Origin of the sequence: Vogesella urethralis, from assembly GCF_007644045.2 — a bacterium.
GTDB classification, from domain to species: domain Bacteria; phylum Pseudomonadota; class Gammaproteobacteria; order Burkholderiales; family Chromobacteriaceae; genus Vogesella; species Vogesella urethralis.
This window is the reverse complement of sequence record NZ_VMDW02000090.1, coordinates 1-20,824: the sequence shown is the minus strand read 5'-3', so window position 1 is coordinate 20,824 and position 20,824 is coordinate 1. Positions and strand designations below refer to the sequence as shown.

Annotated in this window: 11 protein-coding genes and 2 tRNA genes; 7 read left to right on the top strand and 6 right to left on the bottom strand. The window is 64.0% G+C overall.

Annotated elements, in window-relative coordinates; genetic code table 11:
* Positions 1-65: 65 nt before the first annotated feature.
* From FLQ03_RS10450 to FLQ03_RS10435, 4 genes are all read right to left on the bottom strand, one after another.
* Positions 66-527: a hypothetical protein gene (locus FLQ03_RS10450; protein ID WP_144372135.1), complete on the bottom strand. Its 462-nt coding sequence runs from the start codon at positions 525-527 to the stop codon at positions 66-68.
* Positions 524-9,592, bottom strand: coding sequence for a hemagglutinin repeat-containing protein (locus FLQ03_RS10445; RefSeq protein WP_144372134.1), 9,069 nt, complete (start codon positions 9,590-9,592; stop codon positions 524-526). The genes FLQ03_RS10450 and FLQ03_RS10445 overlap by 4 nt, the downstream gene beginning before the upstream one ends.
* Positions 9,593-9,606: 14 nt before the next feature.
* Positions 9,607-11,274, bottom strand: coding sequence for a ShlB/FhaC/HecB family hemolysin secretion/activation protein (locus tag FLQ03_RS10440; protein WP_144372133.1), 1,668 nt, complete (start codon positions 11,272-11,274; stop codon positions 9,607-9,609).
* 331 nt (positions 11,275-11,605) lie between these two features.
* The gene (locus FLQ03_RS10435; protein WP_144372132.1) at positions 11,606-13,063 is read right to left on the bottom strand and encodes an aminoacyl-histidine dipeptidase; all 1,458 of its coding nucleotides are present in this window, start codon (positions 13,061-13,063) and stop codon (positions 11,606-11,608) included.
* Positions 13,064-13,333: 270 nt separating this feature from the next.
* On the opposite strand from FLQ03_RS10435, the gene FLQ03_RS10430 reads away from it, so the two are divergent.
* The 5 genes from FLQ03_RS10430 to FLQ03_RS10410 all read left to right on the top strand — a co-directional run bounded on the left by FLQ03_RS10430 (position 13,334) and on the right by FLQ03_RS10410 (position 17,999).
* Positions 13,334-13,762 carry a LexA family protein gene (locus FLQ03_RS10430; protein WP_144372131.1) on the top strand — a complete coding sequence of 143 codons (429 nt, stop codon included), beginning with the start codon at positions 13,334-13,336 and terminating at the stop codon, positions 13,760-13,762.
* Positions 13,759-15,024, top strand: coding sequence for a Y-family DNA polymerase (locus tag FLQ03_RS10425; RefSeq protein ID WP_144372130.1), 1,266 nt, complete (start codon positions 13,759-13,761; stop codon positions 15,022-15,024). Before FLQ03_RS10430 ends, FLQ03_RS10425 begins: the two co-directional genes overlap by 4 nt.
* Before the next feature lie 130 nt (positions 15,025-15,154).
* Entirely contained in the window at positions 15,155-16,462 is a 1,308-nt protein-coding gene (locus FLQ03_RS10420) for an NAD(P)/FAD-dependent oxidoreductase (RefSeq protein WP_144372129.1), read from the top strand.
* A 179-nt stretch (positions 16,463-16,641) separates the two neighbouring features.
* Positions 16,642-17,541, top strand: a complete 900-nt coding sequence (locus FLQ03_RS10415) for an ArgP/LysG family DNA-binding transcriptional regulator (protein WP_170252375.1) — start codon at positions 16,642-16,644, stop codon at positions 17,539-17,541.
* Between the two features lie 53 nt (positions 17,542-17,594).
* Positions 17,595-17,999 carry a cytidine deaminase gene (locus tag FLQ03_RS10410; RefSeq protein ID WP_144372127.1) on the top strand — a complete coding sequence of 135 codons (405 nt, stop codon included), beginning with the start codon at positions 17,595-17,597 and terminating at the stop codon, positions 17,997-17,999.
* A 68-nt stretch (positions 18,000-18,067) separates the two neighbouring features.
* Here FLQ03_RS10410 and tilS read toward each other — a convergent pair whose 3' ends face one another.
* The gene (tilS, locus tag FLQ03_RS10405) at positions 18,068-19,375 is read right to left on the bottom strand and encodes a tRNA lysidine(34) synthetase TilS (protein ID WP_144372126.1); all 1,308 of its coding nucleotides are present in this window, start codon (positions 19,373-19,375) and stop codon (positions 18,068-18,070) included.
* Positions 19,365-20,330 carry an acetyl-CoA carboxylase carboxyltransferase subunit alpha gene (locus FLQ03_RS10400; RefSeq protein WP_144372125.1) on the bottom strand — a complete coding sequence of 322 codons (966 nt, stop codon included), beginning with the start codon at positions 20,328-20,330 and terminating at the stop codon, positions 19,365-19,367. Before FLQ03_RS10400 ends, tilS begins: the two co-directional genes overlap by 11 nt.
* 229 nt (positions 20,331-20,559) lie before the next feature.
* Between FLQ03_RS10400 and FLQ03_RS10395 the strand changes: the two genes are divergently transcribed.
* Together FLQ03_RS10395 and FLQ03_RS10390 are read left to right on the top strand one after the other, a co-directional pair.
* A tRNA-Val gene (locus tag FLQ03_RS10395) sits at positions 20,560-20,635 on the top strand.
* Between the two features lie 13 nt (positions 20,636-20,648).
* Positions 20,649-20,725 (top strand) — tRNA-Asp (locus FLQ03_RS10390).
* Positions 20,726-20,824: the final 99 nt, after the last annotated feature.

The following is a 20,824-nucleotide window of genomic DNA, read 5'->3' as shown; positions in this document are numbered from 1 at the left end:
CGCACTGCATCCGTTTGTCCCTTGAGCTCTTGCCAACAAGCACTTACCAACTTAAGCGCTTTAGATCACCAAGGCCGTGGATTCCCTTGTGTAACGTTTGTGGCAATACCTGTCTCAGGGTCGAGTATATATTTCTGATAAGCCGAACCCATTAACCAAATTGTGGCACCCGGCGTCCAAATTGCATGATCTGGCGGACTACCTGTATCTGGGTTTATATTATTACTACCATCGGGATAATTAATGACAAAGTAGGTGAATGGCCTACGAGCACCATCTTCGCCAATTTCTCGAGCATGGGCATGCAATACATCCCACCAACCTTCCCCACGGACGCTATCATCACGGCGAACTTGCCAAACAAACTCCCCAGAGTGATTAATCATGAATACATTATGATTGCAGGTATCCAGATCATGAAATCCGTGACTCCCACCCCAATCAACCATCAGGATGAAGTTATTAAAAAAACGGACAGAAGAAAAAATGGAATACTCAACACCATTTATAATTTTCTTATAACTCATTTCAACACCCGTGCATTTCCGAACCAATTCGCAAATTCATCTCGAGATAGCGGTCTGGTAGTTATTTGAAACTGCACACCGCCGCCGCCACCATTATCACCAGTCACTACGCCTTTTGCAGCGCCAGGGGATATACCGCCAGCCACACTCACATTCATTTTTGTTCTGGCTGGCAAAGTAACGTCACCAATCATGGTCGGTACCTGCGGCAAACTGTACTTGCTGGCAATCTGTTGGGGCGTCAGACCTACAACATCCTCGGCTTTCATCACCCAACTTCCTACCTGCCCCGAATCACCACCAAATACACGAACAAACTTCGTTGGTTTATCGATCACAATCTGCAGCACCTGTGTTCCTTGCACAAAGGGTGGTTGATAGCCTTCTGCAATAGCTTTAGCGTTCTCAAGATTAGCGTCCTGCCTGCCCGTTATCTTGGCACCAACTGGCAAGCTGCTATTTAGCAGGTTGTTGGCTTCTTTAGGCGTCAGTTCTACTGCTGCCTTCCAAGGACCACCCACAGACAACGTCCTGGACGTATCCGCAATCGCGCCATCACGATAAAACTGATTATTAAGCTTGGCGCCGGCATTATTTTCAACCTTGGCTGTCGCCAATAGCTCATCCAGCCCCCCGAGCTTGTACCCAGCAACGGTGCCTGCAACCAAGGCGGCGGTACCCGCTGTGGCGAGCAATGAATGCGCCTGCGACGGGGTCAGGCCAAGACTGCCCAATTGACTCACCCGCAACTCCGTCAGGCGAGCATGGCTATCTGCAACCAGGTCTTCCCTGCTGTACTGGAACAGATTTTTTATGGTAACGGTCTGGACTGCGGGGTAACCACTAGCCTTTTGCAATATCACAGTTTCTTGATATTGCAGTAACTGTTGCTGTTCGCTTTGCATACTGGCGCCTTGTCGCTCCAGTTGACTGTAGTAATCGGCTTGAGGGCCACTCAGGAACTCTGCAGAACATTTCACCAGATAGCAGGCCGCCGCACGCAAGCGCTGGGCCTTGTCCTTATCACCCTTCGCAAGCTGGGCAATGGCACGCTCTTCCTCCGGATGCAACTGCCGGTTGTTGACATCCACATTCAGCCCGATCGCCGCGCCAGCAGCACCGCCGCTGACCGCCCCCAGCGTGGCGCTGGCTACCATGCCGATGGCTTGCTTGACGGCGGCGGGCAGGTCGCTACTGTCCAGCTGCTCGCCCAGCTTGGGCATCAGGCTGGCGCTGCTGACAGCGCCGGCTGCCCCGGCCACGCCACCGGACAGCCCACCCAGCACGCTATGGCCGGCAACGCGGTAGGCGCCGCCTTCGGCCCATTTGGCGGCTTCGTCGGCGTTGCCACTGGCTTGCGCTGCCTTGTACTGCGCCTGGGCGTAGTCGGCCCACGCGCGCGGGGCCTGGCGGCCGAATTCTGCGCTGATGGCGACCTGTGCCCCCACGTTGGCCGCCACGCGCTGGGCGTCGAACGGGTTGGCGATGCCGGTTTCGGCGTCGCCGCTGCGCACGCTGCTGTTGCCGGCGATGCCGCTAATGCCAGCGCGGGTGTCGGAGGCAGCGCTGCCGCTGTCTTGTCCGATGCCGGCGCTGCCGCTGGGTTTGCCACTGCTGACGCCGACGTTGACGCTGTAGCCGCTGGCCTTGTAGCTGGCCTGGTTGTGCAGGTCGCTGAGGTGGGTGGCCGCGGTGTCCAGCCGGTTGACGCCGGCTTGCACGGCGGCATTACTGCTGGCGATGACGCCGCCGCTGAGGGTGGTATCGCCTTTTACCGTGAGCTGGAAGCCGCCGTCGCCGGCTTTCAGGCCGCTTTGTTCGGCCACGTTCAGGTAGTCGCTATCGATGCGGGTGTTGCCGGCACTGATGCTGCCGCTGGCGCTCCCCGTCCCGGCGGCGATGCTAAAGCCGGCGTTCTGTTGGTGGCTGTCGTAGCGGCTACTGTCTTGCAGGCTGTCGATGCGCAGTTGGCCGCCGATGTCACCAGTAACACGCTGCCCGCTGGCGACGGCGCCTTGCAGCGTGGTATCGCCACCGCTGCTGAGCGTCAGTTGCTGGCCGGCGTTGACGTGAGTGTTGCTGTAGGTGACGTCGCTGCCATCGGCGTGGCCTCGGCCCTGGCTGGCGCTGAGGGTGGCTTGCGGGCCTGCCGCCGTGTTCCAGCTAACACCAATGCTGCCGCTGCCACTGCTATTGCGGCTGTGCTGCTCGGCGGTATTGCGGGCGGCTTGTAGCGTGATCTGGTCATCGGCTTGCAATAGCGCGTTGCCGCCAGCTTGCAACTGACTGCCTTGTACGGTGAGGTCGCTGGCTTGCCCTGCCCCTGTGGCGCGCAGGCTGAGGTTGCCGCCGGCGGCCAGGGTGGACGCCGCTGCCTGGTTGCTACTTTGCGTGTTTTGGCTGCTGCTACGGCTGCTACCGATGCTGGCGCTAACGGTGACGCCGCCCAGCTGCCCAGGCTGGGCGGCCACGTCTTGCGCGGCGCGGTAGGTGGCTAGCCCGGCACTGGCGGCGGCCAACGCTTGCATGCGGGCATCGCCGGTCTGGCTGGCGGCTTGCTGCATGCCCTGTACCGTTTGCGCAGCGCTGACAACCGGGTTGCTGATGGCCACAGTCAGCCCGCTTTGCTTGCTGTAGCTACTGCTGTCCACCCGCGTTTGCTGGCGCGCCTCCTCGATGGTGATGCTTTGCGCCTGCACATCGATATCACCCTGTGGCGTCAGTACGCTGGAACCGGTCTGGCGATAGGCCTGGCCAGCTTGAATCACCACATCACCCTGCACGCTGCCGAGGGTGCTGCCCACTGCTTGGGTGGTGGTGACGCTGTTGGCGTTACCTTGCGCAGCTTTGCCGATGGTAAAGCCCAGCCCACCGCTGCTCATCAAGCCGGATTTTTTCTCGTCGCGGCTGTGGCTTTCGCTGCTGCTGTTCTGCGCGGCGGCGAGGGTGACGTTGCCACCGGCGTTGAGGGTGGTGGCCAGGTCGCTGGCGATGCTGCTGCCGGTGACGGTCAGGTCTTTGCCGGCGCTGACGCTGACGGTTTGGCCTGATAGCTGGCTGCCGATGGCCTGGGTTTGGTCCAAGGTGTCGCGGGTGGTGGTGCTGCGACTGCTGAGCAGGCCCTTCTGGCTGTTGTGGTGGGTTTCGTCCAGCTGCGTCCGGCTTTGCCCGCTATCGAGCTGGATGTTGCCGCCGGCCTGCAGGCCCAGATGGCCTTGCGCACTGCTGACGTTGGCCGCCGTAGCGTGCACATCGCCACTGGCTTGCAGGTACAGGCTGCCCTGGCTGCTGATCTGGCTGCCATTGTCCTGTTGTTGCGATTCCTGCAGCGCGTTACCGGGTGCCCATTGCGCCTGGTGGCTGCTTTGGGTGGTGAGGGTGGCGAGCTGGAGATCTTTGCCGGCCTGTAGCAGGGTCTGGCCGGCGGCCGCCTGGTTGACGATGGTGGCACCCTGCAGTGTGAGATTGCCGCCTGCGCTGGCCAGTAGCAGACCGTTGCCGCCACTGAGGTACAGGCTGGCGATTCGATCCAGATAGGTGCGCTGGTCGTTGACGCCGTCGGCTTGCCGGGTGGTGCTGGCCAGGGTGAGGTCGTTGCCGGCGTGAAGTTGCAGGCTGTTGCTGGCGCCGATTTGGCCGCCCAGGTTGTGAAGGTTATGGCTGGCTTGTACCTGGATATCTGCCGCGCTGAGCTGGCCACCCTGCTGACTGAAGTTGGCCGCCTTGATGTCTACCAGGCGCCGCCCGGCAATGCTGCCGCTATTGTTGAGGTCACCCGCGAGGGTAAGGTTGATTCGGTCGCCGGAGAGCAAGGCACCGTCGGCTTGCAGGTCGCCCGGCGTGGTCCGGACGTAAAGGCGTGGCGTCAGCACGCTTTGCTGGCTGCCATCGGGCAGGGTGAGGGTTTCGCTGACCAGCCAGACGATGTCGCTGCTGAGCCGTGCCATCTGTTCGGCGCTGAGCGCCACCCCAGGGCGCAGGCCGTACTGGCGGGCAAAGGTGAGGCCGCTGTCCATCAACGCGCGATACTGTGCTTCGTCGCTGGCGTAGCCATCCAGGAAGCGGCGGCCGGTAAGCTGTGCCACTTGGTCGCGGATGAGCTTTTGCTCGTAGAAACCGTCGCCCAGGCGCTTTTGGCTGGCGGCAGGGTCGCTGGCCAGCTGGCTCAGCATGTAATCACTGCTAAGCCACTTGCCATACTGGGTGAAGCGCGGGTCGGTTTGTATCAGTACCTTGGCGCTACGCTCTGGCTGCTGCAGATAGAGGCGACTGCGCGGCAGCGTCAGGCTGAGCCCGCCGGTACGGATGACGTCCAGCGCGCCGTTGACCGATGCCGGTAGGGCCAGCTCGGTTACGCCCGGCAGCGTTTGCTGCCCGGTTACGCTGACGTGGCCGGGCGCGGCCATGGCGTCGCCAGAGGGTGCCGACAGCAAACTCAGCGCCGACGGGGCGGCATGGCCGTCTTGCCACGCTTGGTGCGCCTGGCTGATGCCTTGCTGCAGCACCACCGCGTGGCGTTCGGTATTGGCAAACGGGCTGCTGTCGTTGCGACGCACATCTCCTTTGAAACGTCGGCTCTCGACATGGGTGTAAACATCGACCCCCTGGATGTCGGTGATGGCATCCTCTTGCAAGGCAATGTTGTCGAGCTTGCCGCCTGTCACGACCAGGTTTTGCCCGGCCAGGATGCGACTGTGGTTGCTGCCACTGCGGCCCAGGGTAATCGACAGGTCGCCACCCGCCACGATTTCGCCAGGTTGCGTGGCACTCACTACCGGCGTTTGCGTGCTGCTGGTGCTGTCGCGGTAGCGCCAGTTGTCTACCCATTGTGCACCGGCATCCAGCATCCGGACTGGCGCAGCATTGGTGGAAATCAAGGGAGCGAACTCGCCGATCGCAGCATCCAGCTTGGCATGCGCCGGGACATACTCGTTGTCATGCCAAGCGGACCAACGTTGCCATTCTTGCAACTCTTGCTGGGTAACCGGGTGGTCGAAGTACAGGGTACGGATGGCCGAGCCTTTTTCCGGGGGCGGGTCAATGGTAACGCTGTAGCTGGTTTGCCCCAGGCTAATACCGGCATAGCGCCGGCCCGGGTTATCTGCCGACAGCGGCGGCTCTCCCGGAGGGGGCAATACGCCAAAGGTGGCCCAGATCGGGTCGCTGTTGCCGTACCAGGCGCCACCTACCTGGGTGGTGGTGCAGTTCTCGTCCTTGCGGCACTTGGTGTAGCTGTAATCCTGGCTCGGCGCCGGGAAGTGCTGGTAGTAAGCGGCAAAGCGGGACAGCGGGTAGCGCGGCGAAAGAATCAGCAGCTTGCGGTAGTCGTCATCCCCCAGCCAGTCGGTCTGCTCAGGAGGGACGTAGGCAATGCCATCCCCCTCCCACTTGGCTAGCAACAGACCGGCCGAGTCAAGGGCCACACCATTCAGATAGTGGGTCACCGTGCGGGACACCGGCCCGGGCTGATACTGGTATTGCAGGTGGGTGTCGCGGTTCTGCAAGGTATCCACCGCCAGCGTGAGTTGCCCCAGCGTTTCGATGCGGGCGCTGGCATTATCGAGGCTGCCCGCTTGACCAGTGGCACGCTCGGCGGCATCCAGCGCACCGCCTAACACCATGTCGCCACCACTAAAGATCAGGGCTTGCTCCTGGTTGCTGATCTGGCCGGCTGCGATGTCCAGCTGTTGCCGGGCAGCAATCACCGGTGCGGCATGGCCATCACCCGTGTTTTGCACTGTCCGTGCCTGGATGACCAGCCGGTCGCCATAGATGCGGCCGGTGCTATCGTTCGCCAGCACGCCGGCAGTAATGCGGGTGAGCCGGCCGTCGATCAGACCGCGGTTATCCAGCTGCCCGGTAATGTCCAGCCGGGTTTCATCGGCGGCCACGCTGGCGCCATTCCGGTTGTCCAGCGCCGCCGCCTCGATCCGCAATTGACGCCCAGCCTGCAGGCTACCCGCGTTGCTTAGCCGCCCGTGGATGGACAGCCGGGCGTCCGTACCGGCTTGTAGTTGGCCGTCATGCCGGAAATCTCCGGCCAGTTGCAAGTTCAGCGCGCCCGCCGATAGCAGCCGCCCCTGCCCTTGCAAGCCGGTGGCTTGCAGATGCAGGCGGTCGCCGGCCTGCAGCGTTCCGCCGTCGTTATCGATGTGCAGCTCAGCGCCATCGTCCGGGCTAAGTGATAGTTGCTGCCGGGCGCTCAGCTCGCCTTGCTGGTTAGCCAGCTGGCCCAGCCGCAAGGTGAGGTAATCGCCACGCAGCGCCCCTTGCTGGTTGAATAGGTGCGGGGTTTGTAACTGGATGCTAGCGGCTTCGATACCGCGGTCGCTGTGCCGGGTCTGCTGGTTGTACAGCTGATCGGCCTGCACACGCAGGCCGGCATTGCTGCGCAGCAAACCGTCTTCGTTATGCAGCGCCGCGGCCAGTTGCACGGTAATGCCGGCCGCCGATTGCACTTGCCCGCCACGGTTGTCGAGCGCACTGGCGTGCACGTTCAGCGGCCCGGCGGCTAACAGCTGCGCCTGGCGGTTATCCAACAAGCCGGTGTCCAGCTGCAGCGCGGCCTGGCTTTGCAACTGGCCGCCGGCGCTGTTGTCCAGCAATTGGCCGCGAGTGTCGATCTGCAAAGCGCCGTCGCTGTAGATGACGCCCGCCGTATTGTTCAGCCCGCTACCTGCCAGTTGGCCGCCTTGCAGGCCGGCCAGCACCCTGCCACCGCGGTTATCCAGCCCACCCGAGCCACTCTCCAGCTGCAATGCTTGCCCGGCCAGCAGCCCGCCTCCGTTCTGCACCTCTTCGGCTTGCAGCTGCAAGCGCTGGGCCGCCTGCAGACGGCCAACCTGATTACGTATCGTGCCGCTGGCCATGACCGACCCATCCTGACCCGCCAGGATCTGGCCCGCCTGGTTGTCAAGATTGGCCGCCTGCAAGTACAGCGACTGCTGGCTCAGCAGTTTGCCCTCGGCGTTTTGCCAGCCCCCCAGGCTCTGCGCCTGCACACGGGCAGCGGCCATCTCGCCTTGCTGATTCAGCACGCTAGCCGCTTGCACCACCAGTGACGCAGCAGCGCTCAACAGACCGTGCTCGCGGTTGTCCAGTACGCCATCAGCCTGCACACGCAGGCCGGCTTCCCCTTGCAGCCGGCCACCTCTGTTGTCCACGCTACCGGCTTGCAACTGCAACTCACCGACGCTGGCCAGCGTGCCGGCGCGGTTGTCCAGCGCTTCGCCCTGCACGGTCAGCGTCTGCCCGGCCACCACGCTGCCGTGCTGGTTATCCAGCTGGCTGCTGCGTAATTGCAGGCTGCCGCCGGCGCCGATCTGGCCGTCCCGATTATCGAAGGCCTGGCTATGCAGTACGGCGTCGCCCTGGATTTGCAGCTTGCCCTGCTGGTTGCCGATGGTGAGGGTGTCAATGTTGGCCGCCTGCGCGCTGAGGCTGCCCTGACTGTTGTCGAAGCGCTCGCCGCCCACCTGCAGCTGCCGCAGCGCCAGCGTACCGTGGTTGACCAGCCCGCCCTGGCTGGCCAGATCGATGCCGCCATTGGCCAAGATGCGGCCACGGTTATCCAGCAGCCCGCTTACCTGGATGCTGCCTGCCGGCAGCACCTCGGGCGCGGCGGCTTGCACGCTGCTGCCCGCGGCGGGGGCAACCTCGGGTAACGGCAACGGCTGCACCACCGTCGCTTCGGCGTTGCCGCTGCCAGCGCCGGCAGACGCCCCGCTGCCCGGCGCCGCCTGGGCCGGCAAGGCGCCAATACTGCCGCTGTTCTGCAGCTGGCCGGCTTGCACGGCCAGCACCTGACTGCCGCTTTGCCGTAGTTGGCCGCTGTTGTTTAGGGTAGCGGTGGTGATGGCCAGCCGTTGCGCGTCGATGGCGCCGCTGCTGGCGTTATCGAGCTGGGCCGCGTTCAGCGTCAGCTGCCGAGCGGCGCTGAGAGTGCCCTGGTTGCTGAGCCGCCCGCTGCTGTCCAGTTGCAGGTTGCGCGCCGACGACAGCGTGCCGTCGTTGGACACGGCGCCGGTTTGCAGCTGCACGTCGGCGGCGGCATCGGTGGCGCCCAGCGTGCCGCTGTTCAGCAGTTGCCCGTCGGCCTGCAGCCGCAAACCGCCGGCACCGGCTACCAGCTTGCCGGCGTTGCGCACGCCCAGGCCGTGTTCGGTGCCGACCAGCACGATCTTGCCGGCGTACATGCCGCCCAGCGCGGCCACATCCAGCGCAAACGCCGGCGCCGGCCCGCTGGCGGCGAGCGCGCCCTGCCCGCTGCCGTCCGCCGCATACGCCTGGCTGCCGGTGCCCACCTGCAGCTGTTGCGCCCAGATGCCGGCGTTAGCCGCCACGCTGCGCGCAAGAATGGCGGTGTAATCGCTGGCGCTGGTATCCAGGCCATTGCCACCGATGCTGACCTGCCCGCCGCTGACGCGGTAGCCGTCCAGGCTGCCGCCATTGATCACCGGCGTGCCACTGGTCAATACCGTCCGGCTGGCATTCAAAAAGGTTGCGCCGCTCACCTGCAGGCCAGCCGGGTTGGCGATGATCACCTCGGCGCGCTGGCCGGCTACTTCCAGCGTGCCGCGCAGCAGCGACGGGTGCTGGCTGTTGACCTGGTTGACGATGACGCGGGCGCTGCCGGTGGCCAGCCACGGGTTGGCCGCCACCCAGCCGGCGCTTTGCGTCTGCACATTGACCCGGCTGTTGTTGAGGATGGTGCCGGCGTCGCCGGTATCGAACTGGCGGTACTGGTTGAGCGATACGCCAGCGGCGGACGGGGTCTGGATGTTGACCTGCACCGCGCCGCTGCTGGTAGTCAGCACCGTCGGGCGCTGACTACCCGGCACCGCCGGGTCAGCCACGATCTGCGCCGCCGCCGGCAGCGTCCACACCGCGCCGTGGGCCAGTAGCAGGCAGGCCACCAGCGGCCGCAGTGCCGCAGACAGGCGGCCAACTACAGGCCGGGCACGGGTGGCTGACGCATTGGCACCCTGTTGCGGGGTGATCTCGGCCACCGCCATCAGCATGCGGCGGTGGGCGTTGAAAACAAGGCGGTAGCAGTGCTGGTTCATCGTGCGGCTCCTGGCTAAAACTGCAGATTCAGGCTGACACCGCCGGTGGTGCGGGCGGCGCGCAGGTAGTCGGGGTAGCCATGCGGCTGGCTGACAAAGGCGTCGTAGGCCAGGCGGCCCAGCCGGCCGCGCACGCCCAGCGTGGTACCAGCCAGGCGTTGGCCCAGCAACAGCGTGGCGCTGGGGCCGGCCACGCGGCCGTAGTCGTAGCCGAGGTACAGTTCCTGACCGGCCAGTTGCCAGCCCAGCTCGTTGCGCAGCAGCCAGCCACGTTCGGCGCTGAGCTGGTTTTCACCGTTGTAACCGCGCACGGTGTAGCGGCTGCCGATGGCAAAGCGGTCTTGCGGCACTAGCGGGCCGCGGTTCCACTGCGCGCGCCAGGCCAGGCCATAGCGCAGCCTTTGCCCGCCCAGCGCAAACGGCGCGTCCAGCTGGGCATCGGCCTGGTATAGCCGTGGGCGCGAACGGCCTTCGCCAAAGGCTTCTTCCGGCGCCGGCATCGCATTACGGGCACCGGTACCGCGGCGGTATGCGAGGTTGACGTCCAGCGTGGCGCTGCCGATGAACTCGCGCCAGTTGACACCTGCCTCCCAGCCGGCGGTGCGGCGGCGCTGCACCTCGACTTCGGTGTCGTCGATGAAGTTGTTGCTGCTGCGCTGCCAGCCTTTGAGTGACAAACCGAGCTTGCGCACCGCGTTGCGGTACACCAGCCGGCTGAGCTTGAGCTCGCTGGTCTCGCTTTTGCCGCTGTAGCTGTAGGTCTGGCTGGCGCCTGCTACCGCCTGGTGGTAGCGATGCTTGCTGCCGTTGTAAGCCAGCAGCCAGTAACCGAACGGAATGCTGTAATGCCAGCTGTCGCCTTCGCTGCCGCGCTCGCCGTCGGCACCGCCGCCCAGGTCCTGGCTATGGGTGAAGTAGAACAAGTCGTTCAGGGTGAACAGGTGGTCGTAAGACAGCGTGGCGCTGCCCTGGTACAGGCCGGTGCTCTTGCTGCCGCCGTCGTCCACGCTCAGGGTAAGGCGGTACGGGTTGCCCTGCTGCCACTGGATCACCAGGTCGCTGTCGCCCGGCGCGGCGTCGCTGGCGGTGGCCGGCTCGATACGGATGTCGGCCTCGGCCGTGGGTACCCGCTTGAGGTTTTCCAGCCCTTGTTCGATGTCGCGCAGGTTCAGCAAATCGCCTACCTGCATCGGCAAGGCATTGGCCGCGTGCAGGCGCTCGGCAGCTGGCTGCGCGTAGCGTATGTCGCGGATGCGGCCGGGGATCAGCGTCAGCGTCAGCACGCCGGTCGCCAGCTGCTGCGGCCCGGCCAGCACGCGGGTAGTGATGTAGCCGCGCGCCAGGATGGCGGCCTGTACCCGGTTGATGACCAGGTTGATGCCAGCCACGTCCAGGCAATGGCCCGCCAGCAGGTCGTCATCGCCGTTGCTGTCGCGGTCGGCTGCCGCCAGTGCCCACGGGAAAAGGTCGGCGCTGTCGCCCTGCAGGCGCAGGTCGCTGATGACAAAGCACGGTGCCGCGCCGCGCTGGTAGCGTTGCAGTGTTACCGGCGCTGTGGGCTGTAGGCGCACATCGGGCGCGTCGGGCTGTGGCAGCTGCGTGCTGCGCTGTTGCTGCAACAGCTGTTCGCGGGCGTCGAGCTGGGCCGGGGTGGTGGTCTGGCCGGTTTGCGCCTGTGCCAAGAGTGCCGGCAGGCAAAGCAGCCAGCAGTAAACGCATGGTCGTGAGAGATGATGAATGGGCATGGTCGGTAGCGGTCGGGTCCAGCGCCAAAGCACCGCCCTTTCGATAGATTTAGTTAAAATGCCTGATGCGATTTAAATCAAATCAGCACTGTAACAAAGCCCATCGCCATGCCGCAGATATCTATAAATGACGTCGCTGCCGCTTTGTCTCCTATTGGCATCACCTCGTCATGCAATAAACCGGCCGCCAAAAAAGAAACACCCTGCCCGGGTGAGGGACAGGGTGCAAACGGGCGCGATGCCCGTGTCAGGGGAAAGCTCTGGCGACTCAGGCCTTGGCCGGTACCGCCGCCAGCACCGCTTTCAGCAGCTGCCAGGCGTGGCCGACCGAGGCCACTTCCACGCGCTCGCCAGGGGCGTGTGCGCCACGGATATTGGGGCCGAACGACACCATGTCCATCTGCGGGTACTTGGCGCCGATGATGCCGCACTCCAGGCCGGCATGGATGACCTGTACGCCCGACTCGGCGTCGAACTGCTCGCGGTACACGCGCTGGAACAGCGCCAACAGCGGCGACGCCGGGTTCGGCGCCCAGCCCGGGTAGCCGCCTTCGGTTTCGGTGTTGAAGCCGGCCAGCTGGAACAGCGCCACGATTTCGGCGGCCAGGTTACGGAAACCGCTATCCAGCAGCGAGCGCACCATCAGGTTGGCAAACACCTTGCCATCGCCAATCGCAATCACGCCCAGGTTGTTGGAGGTTTCCACCACACCTGCCACACGCTGGCTCATGCGTTTCACGCCGTGCGGCGCGGCGTGCAGCGCGGCGAAGATGGCCGCCTGATCGGCCTGCACCATCACGCTGGCGGCAGCGGCAGGGTTGGCCGTAATGGTGACGCCTTCGTCCACGCCGGCCAGCTCGAAGCGCATCAGCGCCTGGTAGGCATCGATGGCGGCCGCCACTTGCTCGGCCTGCGCGGCCGGGTAGGCCACCACGGCAAAGGCTTCGCGCGCCAGCGCGTTGCGGGCGGTACCGCCGTTGAACGACACCAGACGCAGCGGCAGCGTCGCGGCCAGCTCGTTCAGCAGGCGGATCAGCACCTTGTTGGCGTTGCCGCGACCCAGATGGATGTCGGCGCCGGAGTGGCCGCCCACCAGGCCGGACACCACCAGCTGCTGCACGGCGTAGCCGGACGGCAGCGCTTCCTGGGCGTAGCTGCGGCGTACGTTGACGTCGATACCGCCGGCGCAGCCCATGTAGAACTCGCCCCACTCTTCGGTATCGATGTTGATCATCATCTGGCCTTGCAGCAGCGACGGCGACAAGCCCAGCGCGCCGCCCATGCCGGCTTCTTCATCCAGCGTCATCAGCACTTCCACCGGGCCGTGGGCGATATCGTCAGCCGACAGCACGGCCAGGCCCAGCGCCACGCCGATGCCGTTGTCAGCGCCCAGCGTGGTGTTTTCGGCGATCAGCCAGCCGTCTTTCAGCACCGGGCGGATCGGGTCGTTGAAAAAGTCGTGCTCGGTGCCGGTATTGGCCTGGCACACCATGTCCAGATGGCCTTGCAGCACCACGCCAATGCGGTCTTCCATGCCCGGCGTGGCCGGCTTGCGTACGACCAGGTTGCCCACCTCGTCCACGGCGGTTTCCAGCCCGCGCAGCTCGGCCCAGCCCTTCAGGTAATCGCGCAGCGCCTGCTCGTGCTTGGACGGGCGCGGGATGTCACACAGGGTCTGGAAGTGTTCCCAGACGGCACGGGGTTCGAGTTCGGCAATGTTTACCACGACAACAAGCTCCTTTGCGGTATTCAGGGGGCAGCTCACGGCCTTGTGCGCCATGAACAAGGGGCGGCCGCTGTGCCGCCCCGTCAACAGGTTGATCGTAATGTAACACGCTGGCCGCAGAGCGTCATTTGCACTAATCGGCCAGTTTTCAGCAGCAAACCGCAACAAAGCCGCAGTTTCGTCTATCGATCACGCAGCGTAGTGCCGGTCTGATCGCGGCAGCTTGGCAAGGCATTTGAATTTGTACATAATCAAAAAAAGGAGATTGCCATGCCTGCCACCATCCTGCCCCACCCTGCGCCATCCGCCTGCCGGCTACCGTTGTACGGCAGCCGCGTGGCTGCCGGTTTCCCCTCGCCGGCAGACGACTATCTGGAAGGCCACCTCGACCTGAACCGCTACCTGATCGACGACACCGCCGCCTGCTTCATGGTGCGCGTCAGCGGCGACAGCATGCAGGATGCCGGCATTCACGACGGCGACCTGCTGGTAGTAAACCGCAGCCTGCCGGCGCGCCACGGCCACATCGTGCTGGCGGTGCTCAGCGGCGAGTTCACCGTCAAGCGCCTGCACCAGCGCGACGGCCGCACCGCCCTGCTGCCGGAAAACCCGGCCTACCCGCCCATCGACATCGGCCCCGGCCAGGAGCTGCATATCTGGGGCGTGGTCAGCGCTTGCGTGCGGCGGCTGCTGCCATGAGCCAGTTTGCGCTGGTGGACGGCAACAGCTTCTATACCAGCTGCGAGCGCGTATTCCGCCCCGACCTAGCTGGCAAACCCATCATCGTGCTCAGCAATAACGATGGCTGCGTGGTGGCACGCAGCGCCGAAGCCAAGGCCTTGGGCATCCCCGGCTTTGCGCCTTACCACCAGGTGGCCGAGCAGTGCCGCCGCCACGACGTGGCGGTGTTCAGCTCCAACTACGCGCTATACGGTGACATGAGCCGGCGCATGATGCAGGTGATCGCGCGCTGGGGCGTGCAGCAAGAGGTGTACAGCATCGACGAATGCTTTCTGCACCTGGACGGCATTCCCGAACAGCGCCAGCACGCCGCCAGGCTGCGCGCCGACGTGCTGCAAAGCGTCGGCATCCCCTGCTGTGTCGGCATCGGCCGCAGCAAGACGCTGGCCAAGCTGGCCAACCACGTGGCCAAGACGCGGCCGCAATGTCAGGGCGTCTTCGGCTGGGACTGGCTGGCACCGCACTATCAGCAGCTGCTGATGAGCCGGTTGGCCGTGGGCGAGGTGTGGGGCATTGGCCGGCAGTTGGCCGCACGGCTGGCGGCGTGCGGCATCCGCAGCGCGCTGGACCTGCAGCAAGCCAACGTGGCCGACATCCAGCGCCGTTTCAACATTGTGGTGGCGCGCACTGTGGCCGAGCTCAACGGCGAAGCCTGCGTCGGCGCCGACGACATCCACGCCGACAAACAACAATTGATCTCCAGCCGCAGCTTTGCCCGGCAGGTGACCGATTTCGACACCCTGGCCAGCGCCATCAGCCACCACGCCGCCCGCTGCGCCGAAAAACTGCGCCGCCAGCACGGGCTGGCCAACCTGGTGGGCGTCAGCATCCGCACAAACCGCTTTCGCGAACAAGACCGCCAATACCGCGGCTGGATCGCCGTGGCACTGCCCGGCGCCAGCAGCGACAGCGCCGACCTCACCCGCGCCGCGCTGGCCGGCCTGCGCCAGATTTATCGCGACGACTGCAGCTACAAAAAAGCCGGCGTGGTGCTGATGGCGCTGGAAAGCCACCACCACGGCCAGCAAAGCTTGTTCGGCAGTGCGGCCAACCCGCGCCGGCAACAGCTGATGCAAACGCTGGACCGCATCAACCGCCAGTTTGGCCGCGGCACGCTGAGGTTGGCCGCAGAAAGCCTGCACGACGGCTGGGCCATGCGCCAGGAGCTGCGCTCGCCACGCTGGACCACGCAATGGGACGAGCTGCCCTGCGTTCGCTAGCACGGCTTCCGGTTGAGAAAATCCGAATGTTTACATAAGAAAGTGATGATTTAACTCACGCATACTCCTGACGCAAGCTAGCAGCAGGCCGGTATTCGCCCCGCCACTACGCCCGCAACAAGGAGAACCCATGAACACACGCGCCCACCACGGCAGCCAGCCGCGCAGCCCTTCCTACTACAGCGCCACCATCGTGCAGGAAAGCGATTACCCGATGCTGCAAGGCAGCGTGGACGCCGACGTCGCCATCATCGGCGGCGGTTTCACCGGCGTTGCCAGCGCCGTGGAGTTGGCCGAACGCGGCCTGAGCGTGGTGCTGCTGGAACAGAACAAGATCGGCTGGGGTGCCAGCGGCCGCAACGGTGGCCAGGTCACCGGCAGCCTGTCCGGCGACGAAGCCATGCGCAAGCAGATGCGGCAAACGCTGGGCGACGATGTAGACGACTTCATCTGGCAACTGCGCTGGCGCGGCCACGACATCATCCAGCAGCGCGTGGCGCGCTACGGCATTGCCTGCGACCTCAAGCACGGCCACCTGCACGCGGCGATGAAACCGTCGCACATGGCCGAGCTGCAAGCCAGCTACGACGAAGCGCAGCGCCGCGGCATGGGCGACGACGTCACCCTGCTGGACGCCACCGGCGTGCGCGAGCACCTGGCTGCCGATATCTACTGCGGCGCCCTGAAAAACCGCCGCAACCTGCACCTGCACCCGCTCAACCTGTGCCTGGGCGAAGCCCGCGCCGCCGCCAGCCTGGGTGCCCGGCTATACGAACACACCGAGGTGCTGGACATCGTGCACGGCCCGCGCCCGGCCATCGTCACCGCCCACGGCCGCGTCAACGCCCGCCACATCCTGCTGGCCGGCGACGTGTACCACAAGCTGGCGCAAGACCAACTGGGCGGCAAGATCTTCCCCGCCATGGGCGGCATCGTCACCACCCGCCCACTGGGCGAGTTGGCCCAAACGCTGAACCCGCACGACCTGGCAGTCTATGACTGTCGCTTCGTGCTGGATTACTACCGCATGACCGCCGACGGCCGCCTGCTGTTCGGTGGCGGCGCCAACTACAGTGGCCGCGACTCGCGCGACATCGCTGCCGAACTGCTGCCGTGCATCGAGCGCACGTTCCCGCAACTGAAGGGCGTGCAGATCGACTACCAGTGGAGCTGCGCCATGGGCATTGTGGTGAACCGCATCCCGCAGCTGGGCAAGCTGTCGGACAATGTGTGGTACTGCCAGGGCTACTCCGGCCATGGCGTGGCCAGCAGCCACATCATGGGCGAGATCATGGCCGAAGCCATTACCGGCACCCTGGCCCAGTTCGATACCTTTGCCGCCTGCAAGCACATCCGCGTGCCGCTGGGCAGCAAGCTGGGCAACCCGCTGCTGGCTGCCGGCATGTGGTACTACCAGTTGCTGGAAAAGCTGCGCTGAGCGTTTTTATTCAACAAAACCTACAAAAAGAAAGCTGTTAGCAATAAGTTAAAGCGTAAAGTGCAACCCTTGTCGGATAAAGCATGCCGAGATGTGTCGCGTTGTTTGACTTCATGCAGTCAATGACAAACAATTTAACATCTTTGCATAAAATCCGGCGTATCCGACGCTGCCACACCATGCTCGACAGCAAACTTCTGCACACCTTGGCTACCGTCATCGAGTGCAAGGGCTTTGAAAAAGCCGCCATCCAGCTGGGGGTTACCCAGTCCGCCGTCTCGCAGCGCATCAAGCAGCTGGAAGAAACCCTGGGCCAGGTGCTACTGGTGCGCAGCCAGCCACTGGAAGTCACCGCCGCCGGGCGCCGGCTGCAGCAACACTTCCGGCAGCTAAGCCTGCTGGAAGAGGAGCTGATGACCCATCTGCAGCCGCCCGCGCCGGTGCCTACCCCCAGCTGCCTGCACCTGGCCTGCGAACCGGACAGCCTGGCAAGCTGGCTGCTACCGGCATTGATGCCGCTGATGCAACAGCAGAACCTGCACCTGAACATCAGCGCCCTACCCCAGGAGGAAAGCGAAGCCGCACTAACCTCGCGCCTGTGCGGCTGGGTCAGTAACGATGGCAGCAGCGTATACGGCAGCCAGCCGGTTCTGCTGGGGCATATGCAGTATCTGTGTGTCTGCACGCCGGCCTTCCAGCAGCAGTACTTCCCGGCCGCCGGCAGCACCGACTTCAGCCAGGTACCCGCGGTCATCCTGCACGGCCAGCAAGAACGGCATCGTCGCCTACTGCTGCAGCTGGCAGCTTACGACGGCCACTTTCCCCACTCCAGCGCTCCGACGCCACAGGCAATGCTGGGCCTGATCAGCGCCGGGCTGGCTTACGGCCTGCTGCCAGCAGAATTCCTGGCGCAGCACAGCCATGAGCTGGTATGCCAAGGCACCAGCGTGCAAGAACCGTTGTTCTGGCATCACTGGCGCATCGAACCGGCGCTGGCCAAGCAGCTGGGGGAAGCCCTGCTGGCTGCCAGACAGGTACGTGCGGCCAACCCGGCACGCGCCACCGCAGAAAATCATTGACAAGGGCGTGCCGCAGCCGGAATATCCCACGCCCTTCCGATTGGAGCGCAACGATGGACAAAACGATTCCCTGGGATATGCTGGCCAAAGAGGCCAGAGCTGCCGCCAAGCACGCCTACGTACCGTACAGCCGCTTTGCCGTTGGTGCCGCCATCCTCACCGCTGAAGGCAAGATCGTACGTGGCTGCAATGTGGAAAATGCGTCCTACGGCCTGACCAACTGCGCCGAACGCACCGCCATTTTCACCGCCAAAGCCGACGGCATGCAGGAAGTGGTGGCGGTTTGCATCTATACCCCCACCGCGGTGCCCACCCCGCCGTGTGGCGCCTGCCGCCAGGTGCTGAACGAGTTTGGCCCTACCATGCAGGTACGCGCTATTTGTGATGGCGATGGCACCATCGATACCACGCTGGATCAGCTACTGCCCGGCGCCTTCGGCCCGAAAAACCTGGACTAAGCCCGGCGCACGCCCCAGACGAAAAAACCGCCACAACCGTGGCGGTTTTTTTTGATGGTACGCCGCGCTCAATCACGCGGTATCGACAAAGGCTGCCACTGCGGCCACCAACCTTCCGGCTGGGCACGATCCGCCGCCACTGCCACGCCCGGCAACGACAGCAACTGCCCCGCCTCATCGCATAGCACTGGCCAGCTGTCGCGCAACAAAGCCGGCACGGCGGCCTCCTGAAACAGTTTTTTCAGCGCTTTGCGGCCAACCCGTGTGGACAGGCTTTCACCGCCTTGCCGCGACCGCAGCTGCCACACCACGCCGGGTGCGGCAGACAATCCACCTGCCTGCCAGACCCAGCGCAACTCGCCACTCGCCAGGCGCAGCGTCTGCCCTGGCACGCACGGCACCGGCCATGCGCTACGGCTGCCCCACGGCATGGCCAGTAGTTGGCCGCGGTAGCTCAGCACCACGCCTGCTTCACCATCCAGCCGGGCGTCCTGCCCGGCCAGCAACGCAGACTGCAAGCTCAGCAGCGCCGCCGGTGCCGGCGCCGGCCAACCCAGCTTGCCCAGCCAGTGCAACAAGACATGGCGCTGCCGCGGCGCACTCAGCACCTGCCAGGCAGCAAGCGACAAGGCCCCGCTGGCGGCGTCGTGCAACGCTTGCCAATCCTGCGCCGCCACTTCGTCGAGAATGGCCGCCGCGTCGGCCATTTGTGCCGCACTACGCGCCAGTCGCGCATCCAGCCCCTGCTGACGTTGCCGCAAACCCGGCAACACCTGCAAGCGCAGATGGTTGCGCAGATAGTTGGCCGCATCCTGGTTGCTGTCATCCTCCACCCAGTGCAAACCGCGATCGGCCGCGTACGCGGCCAACCTTGCACGGGGCACGCCCAATAGCGGGCGCCACAGCTGCTTGCCCTGCCAGGTACGCCAGCACGGCATCGCTGCCAGGGCCTTGACGCCACCGCCGCGCAATAGCTGCAACAGCACGGTTTCGCTTTGATCATCCGCATGGTGCGCCAGCGCAATGATGGTGGCAGCTGACGCGGAGAAAACCTGATAGCGGGCGGCGCGGGCGGCAGCCTCTATACCTTGCTCACGCGCGCTGCCGATGCTGACGCGCTCAGCGTGCAGCGCGACACCGCGCGCGTCGCAGGCTTGCTGGCAGTGCTGCAACCAGTCATCCGCGTGCGGGCTGATGCCGTGATGGACATGAATGGCCGACAGCGCCGGGCCACCGGCCTCGTCGCGCCAGCGACACAACAGGTCCAGCAGCACCATCGAGTCCAGCCCGCCCGATAACGCCAGCGCCAAATGACAATGGCCGGACATAGTGTCCGGCCAGGTCTGGATCAGCGCAGGCAGCAGATCAGGCTGCATTTTCCTTGAAGCGCCCGTAACTCATCAGGCGATCGAAGCGGGTTTTCAGCAGCTCGTTTACCTCGCGGCTATTGGCTTCCTTCAATTGTTCCTGCAGCACGCGCTTGAGCGAAGTCATCATCGCGGCGTGGTCACGGTGCGCGCCACCCAGCGGCTCGTTGATCACACGATCGATCAGGCCCAGGGTTTTCAGGCGCGGCGCGGTAATGCCCAGCGCTTCGGCCGCGTCGGCAGCACGCTCGGCGGTTTTCCACAGAATGGACGCACACCCTTCCGGCGAAATGACCGAGTAGGTGGAGTACTGCAGCATGTTCACGTAGTCGCCCACGGCGATAGCCAGCGCACCACCCGAACCACCCTCACCGATGACGGTCACGATGACCGGCACCTTCAGGCGCGTCATCTCGTACAGGTTGCGACCGATGGCTTCAGATTGGCCACGCTCTTCGGCGCCGATGCCGGGGTAAGCACCCGGGGTATCGACAAACGTAATGATGGGCAGGCCGAATTTCTCGGCAGTACGCATCAGGCGCAGCGCCTTGCGGTAACCTTCCGGACGCGGCATGCCAAAGTTGCGATAGATCTTTTCCTTGGTATCGCGGCCTTTCTGGTGGCCGATAACCATCACCGGCTGGTCGTTGAAACGGGCAAGGCCGCCAACGATGGCCGGATCATCCGCGAACGCACGATCGCCGTGCAGTTCCTGGAAGTCGGTAAACAGGCTATTAATGTAATCGAGCGTATACGGACGCTGGGGATGACGCGCCACAATTGCAATTTGGGAAGGGGTCAGTTTGCTGTACAAGGTCTTTGTCAGTTCCTGACTCTTCTTCTGCAAGCGCGAAATCTCTTCCGAGATATCGAGGACGGAATCGTCTTGGACGAAACGCAGTTCCTCTATCTTGTTCTCGAGCTCGGCAATGGGCTGCTCAAAATCAAGAAAGGTCGGCTTCATGCTTAGGTTCCGATTAGGGACAATCGGGCAATGATACATGAGCGGTTTGCATCACGCACCACCCTGTCCGACAAAATGCGGCGGGCATCAGTTCTAGCAAAAACAATCGTTTGAAGAAAACCTGCATTTTTCTTGCAAATACCCCTTGCAGGCCCGCCCAGCCTATGTTTTAATTCGCCTCCTCGCTGAACGACGCAGCAAAAACAGCGTCCCAGCAAGCCGAATTTTCGGGCGTTTAGCTCAGTTGGTAGAGCGTCTGCCTTACAAGCAGAATGTCGGCGGTTCGACTCCGTCAACGCCCACCACCGTTTTACGGTTGGAGCGGTAGTTCAGTTGGTTAGAATACCGGCCTGTCACGCCGGGGGTCGCGGGTTCGAGTCCCGTCCGCTCCGCCAACCTACAATTTAGCAGTAACCGAGTTTTCGGGCGTTTAGCTCAGTTGGTAGAGCGTCTGCCTTACAAGCAGAATGTCGGCGGTTCGACTCCGTCAACGC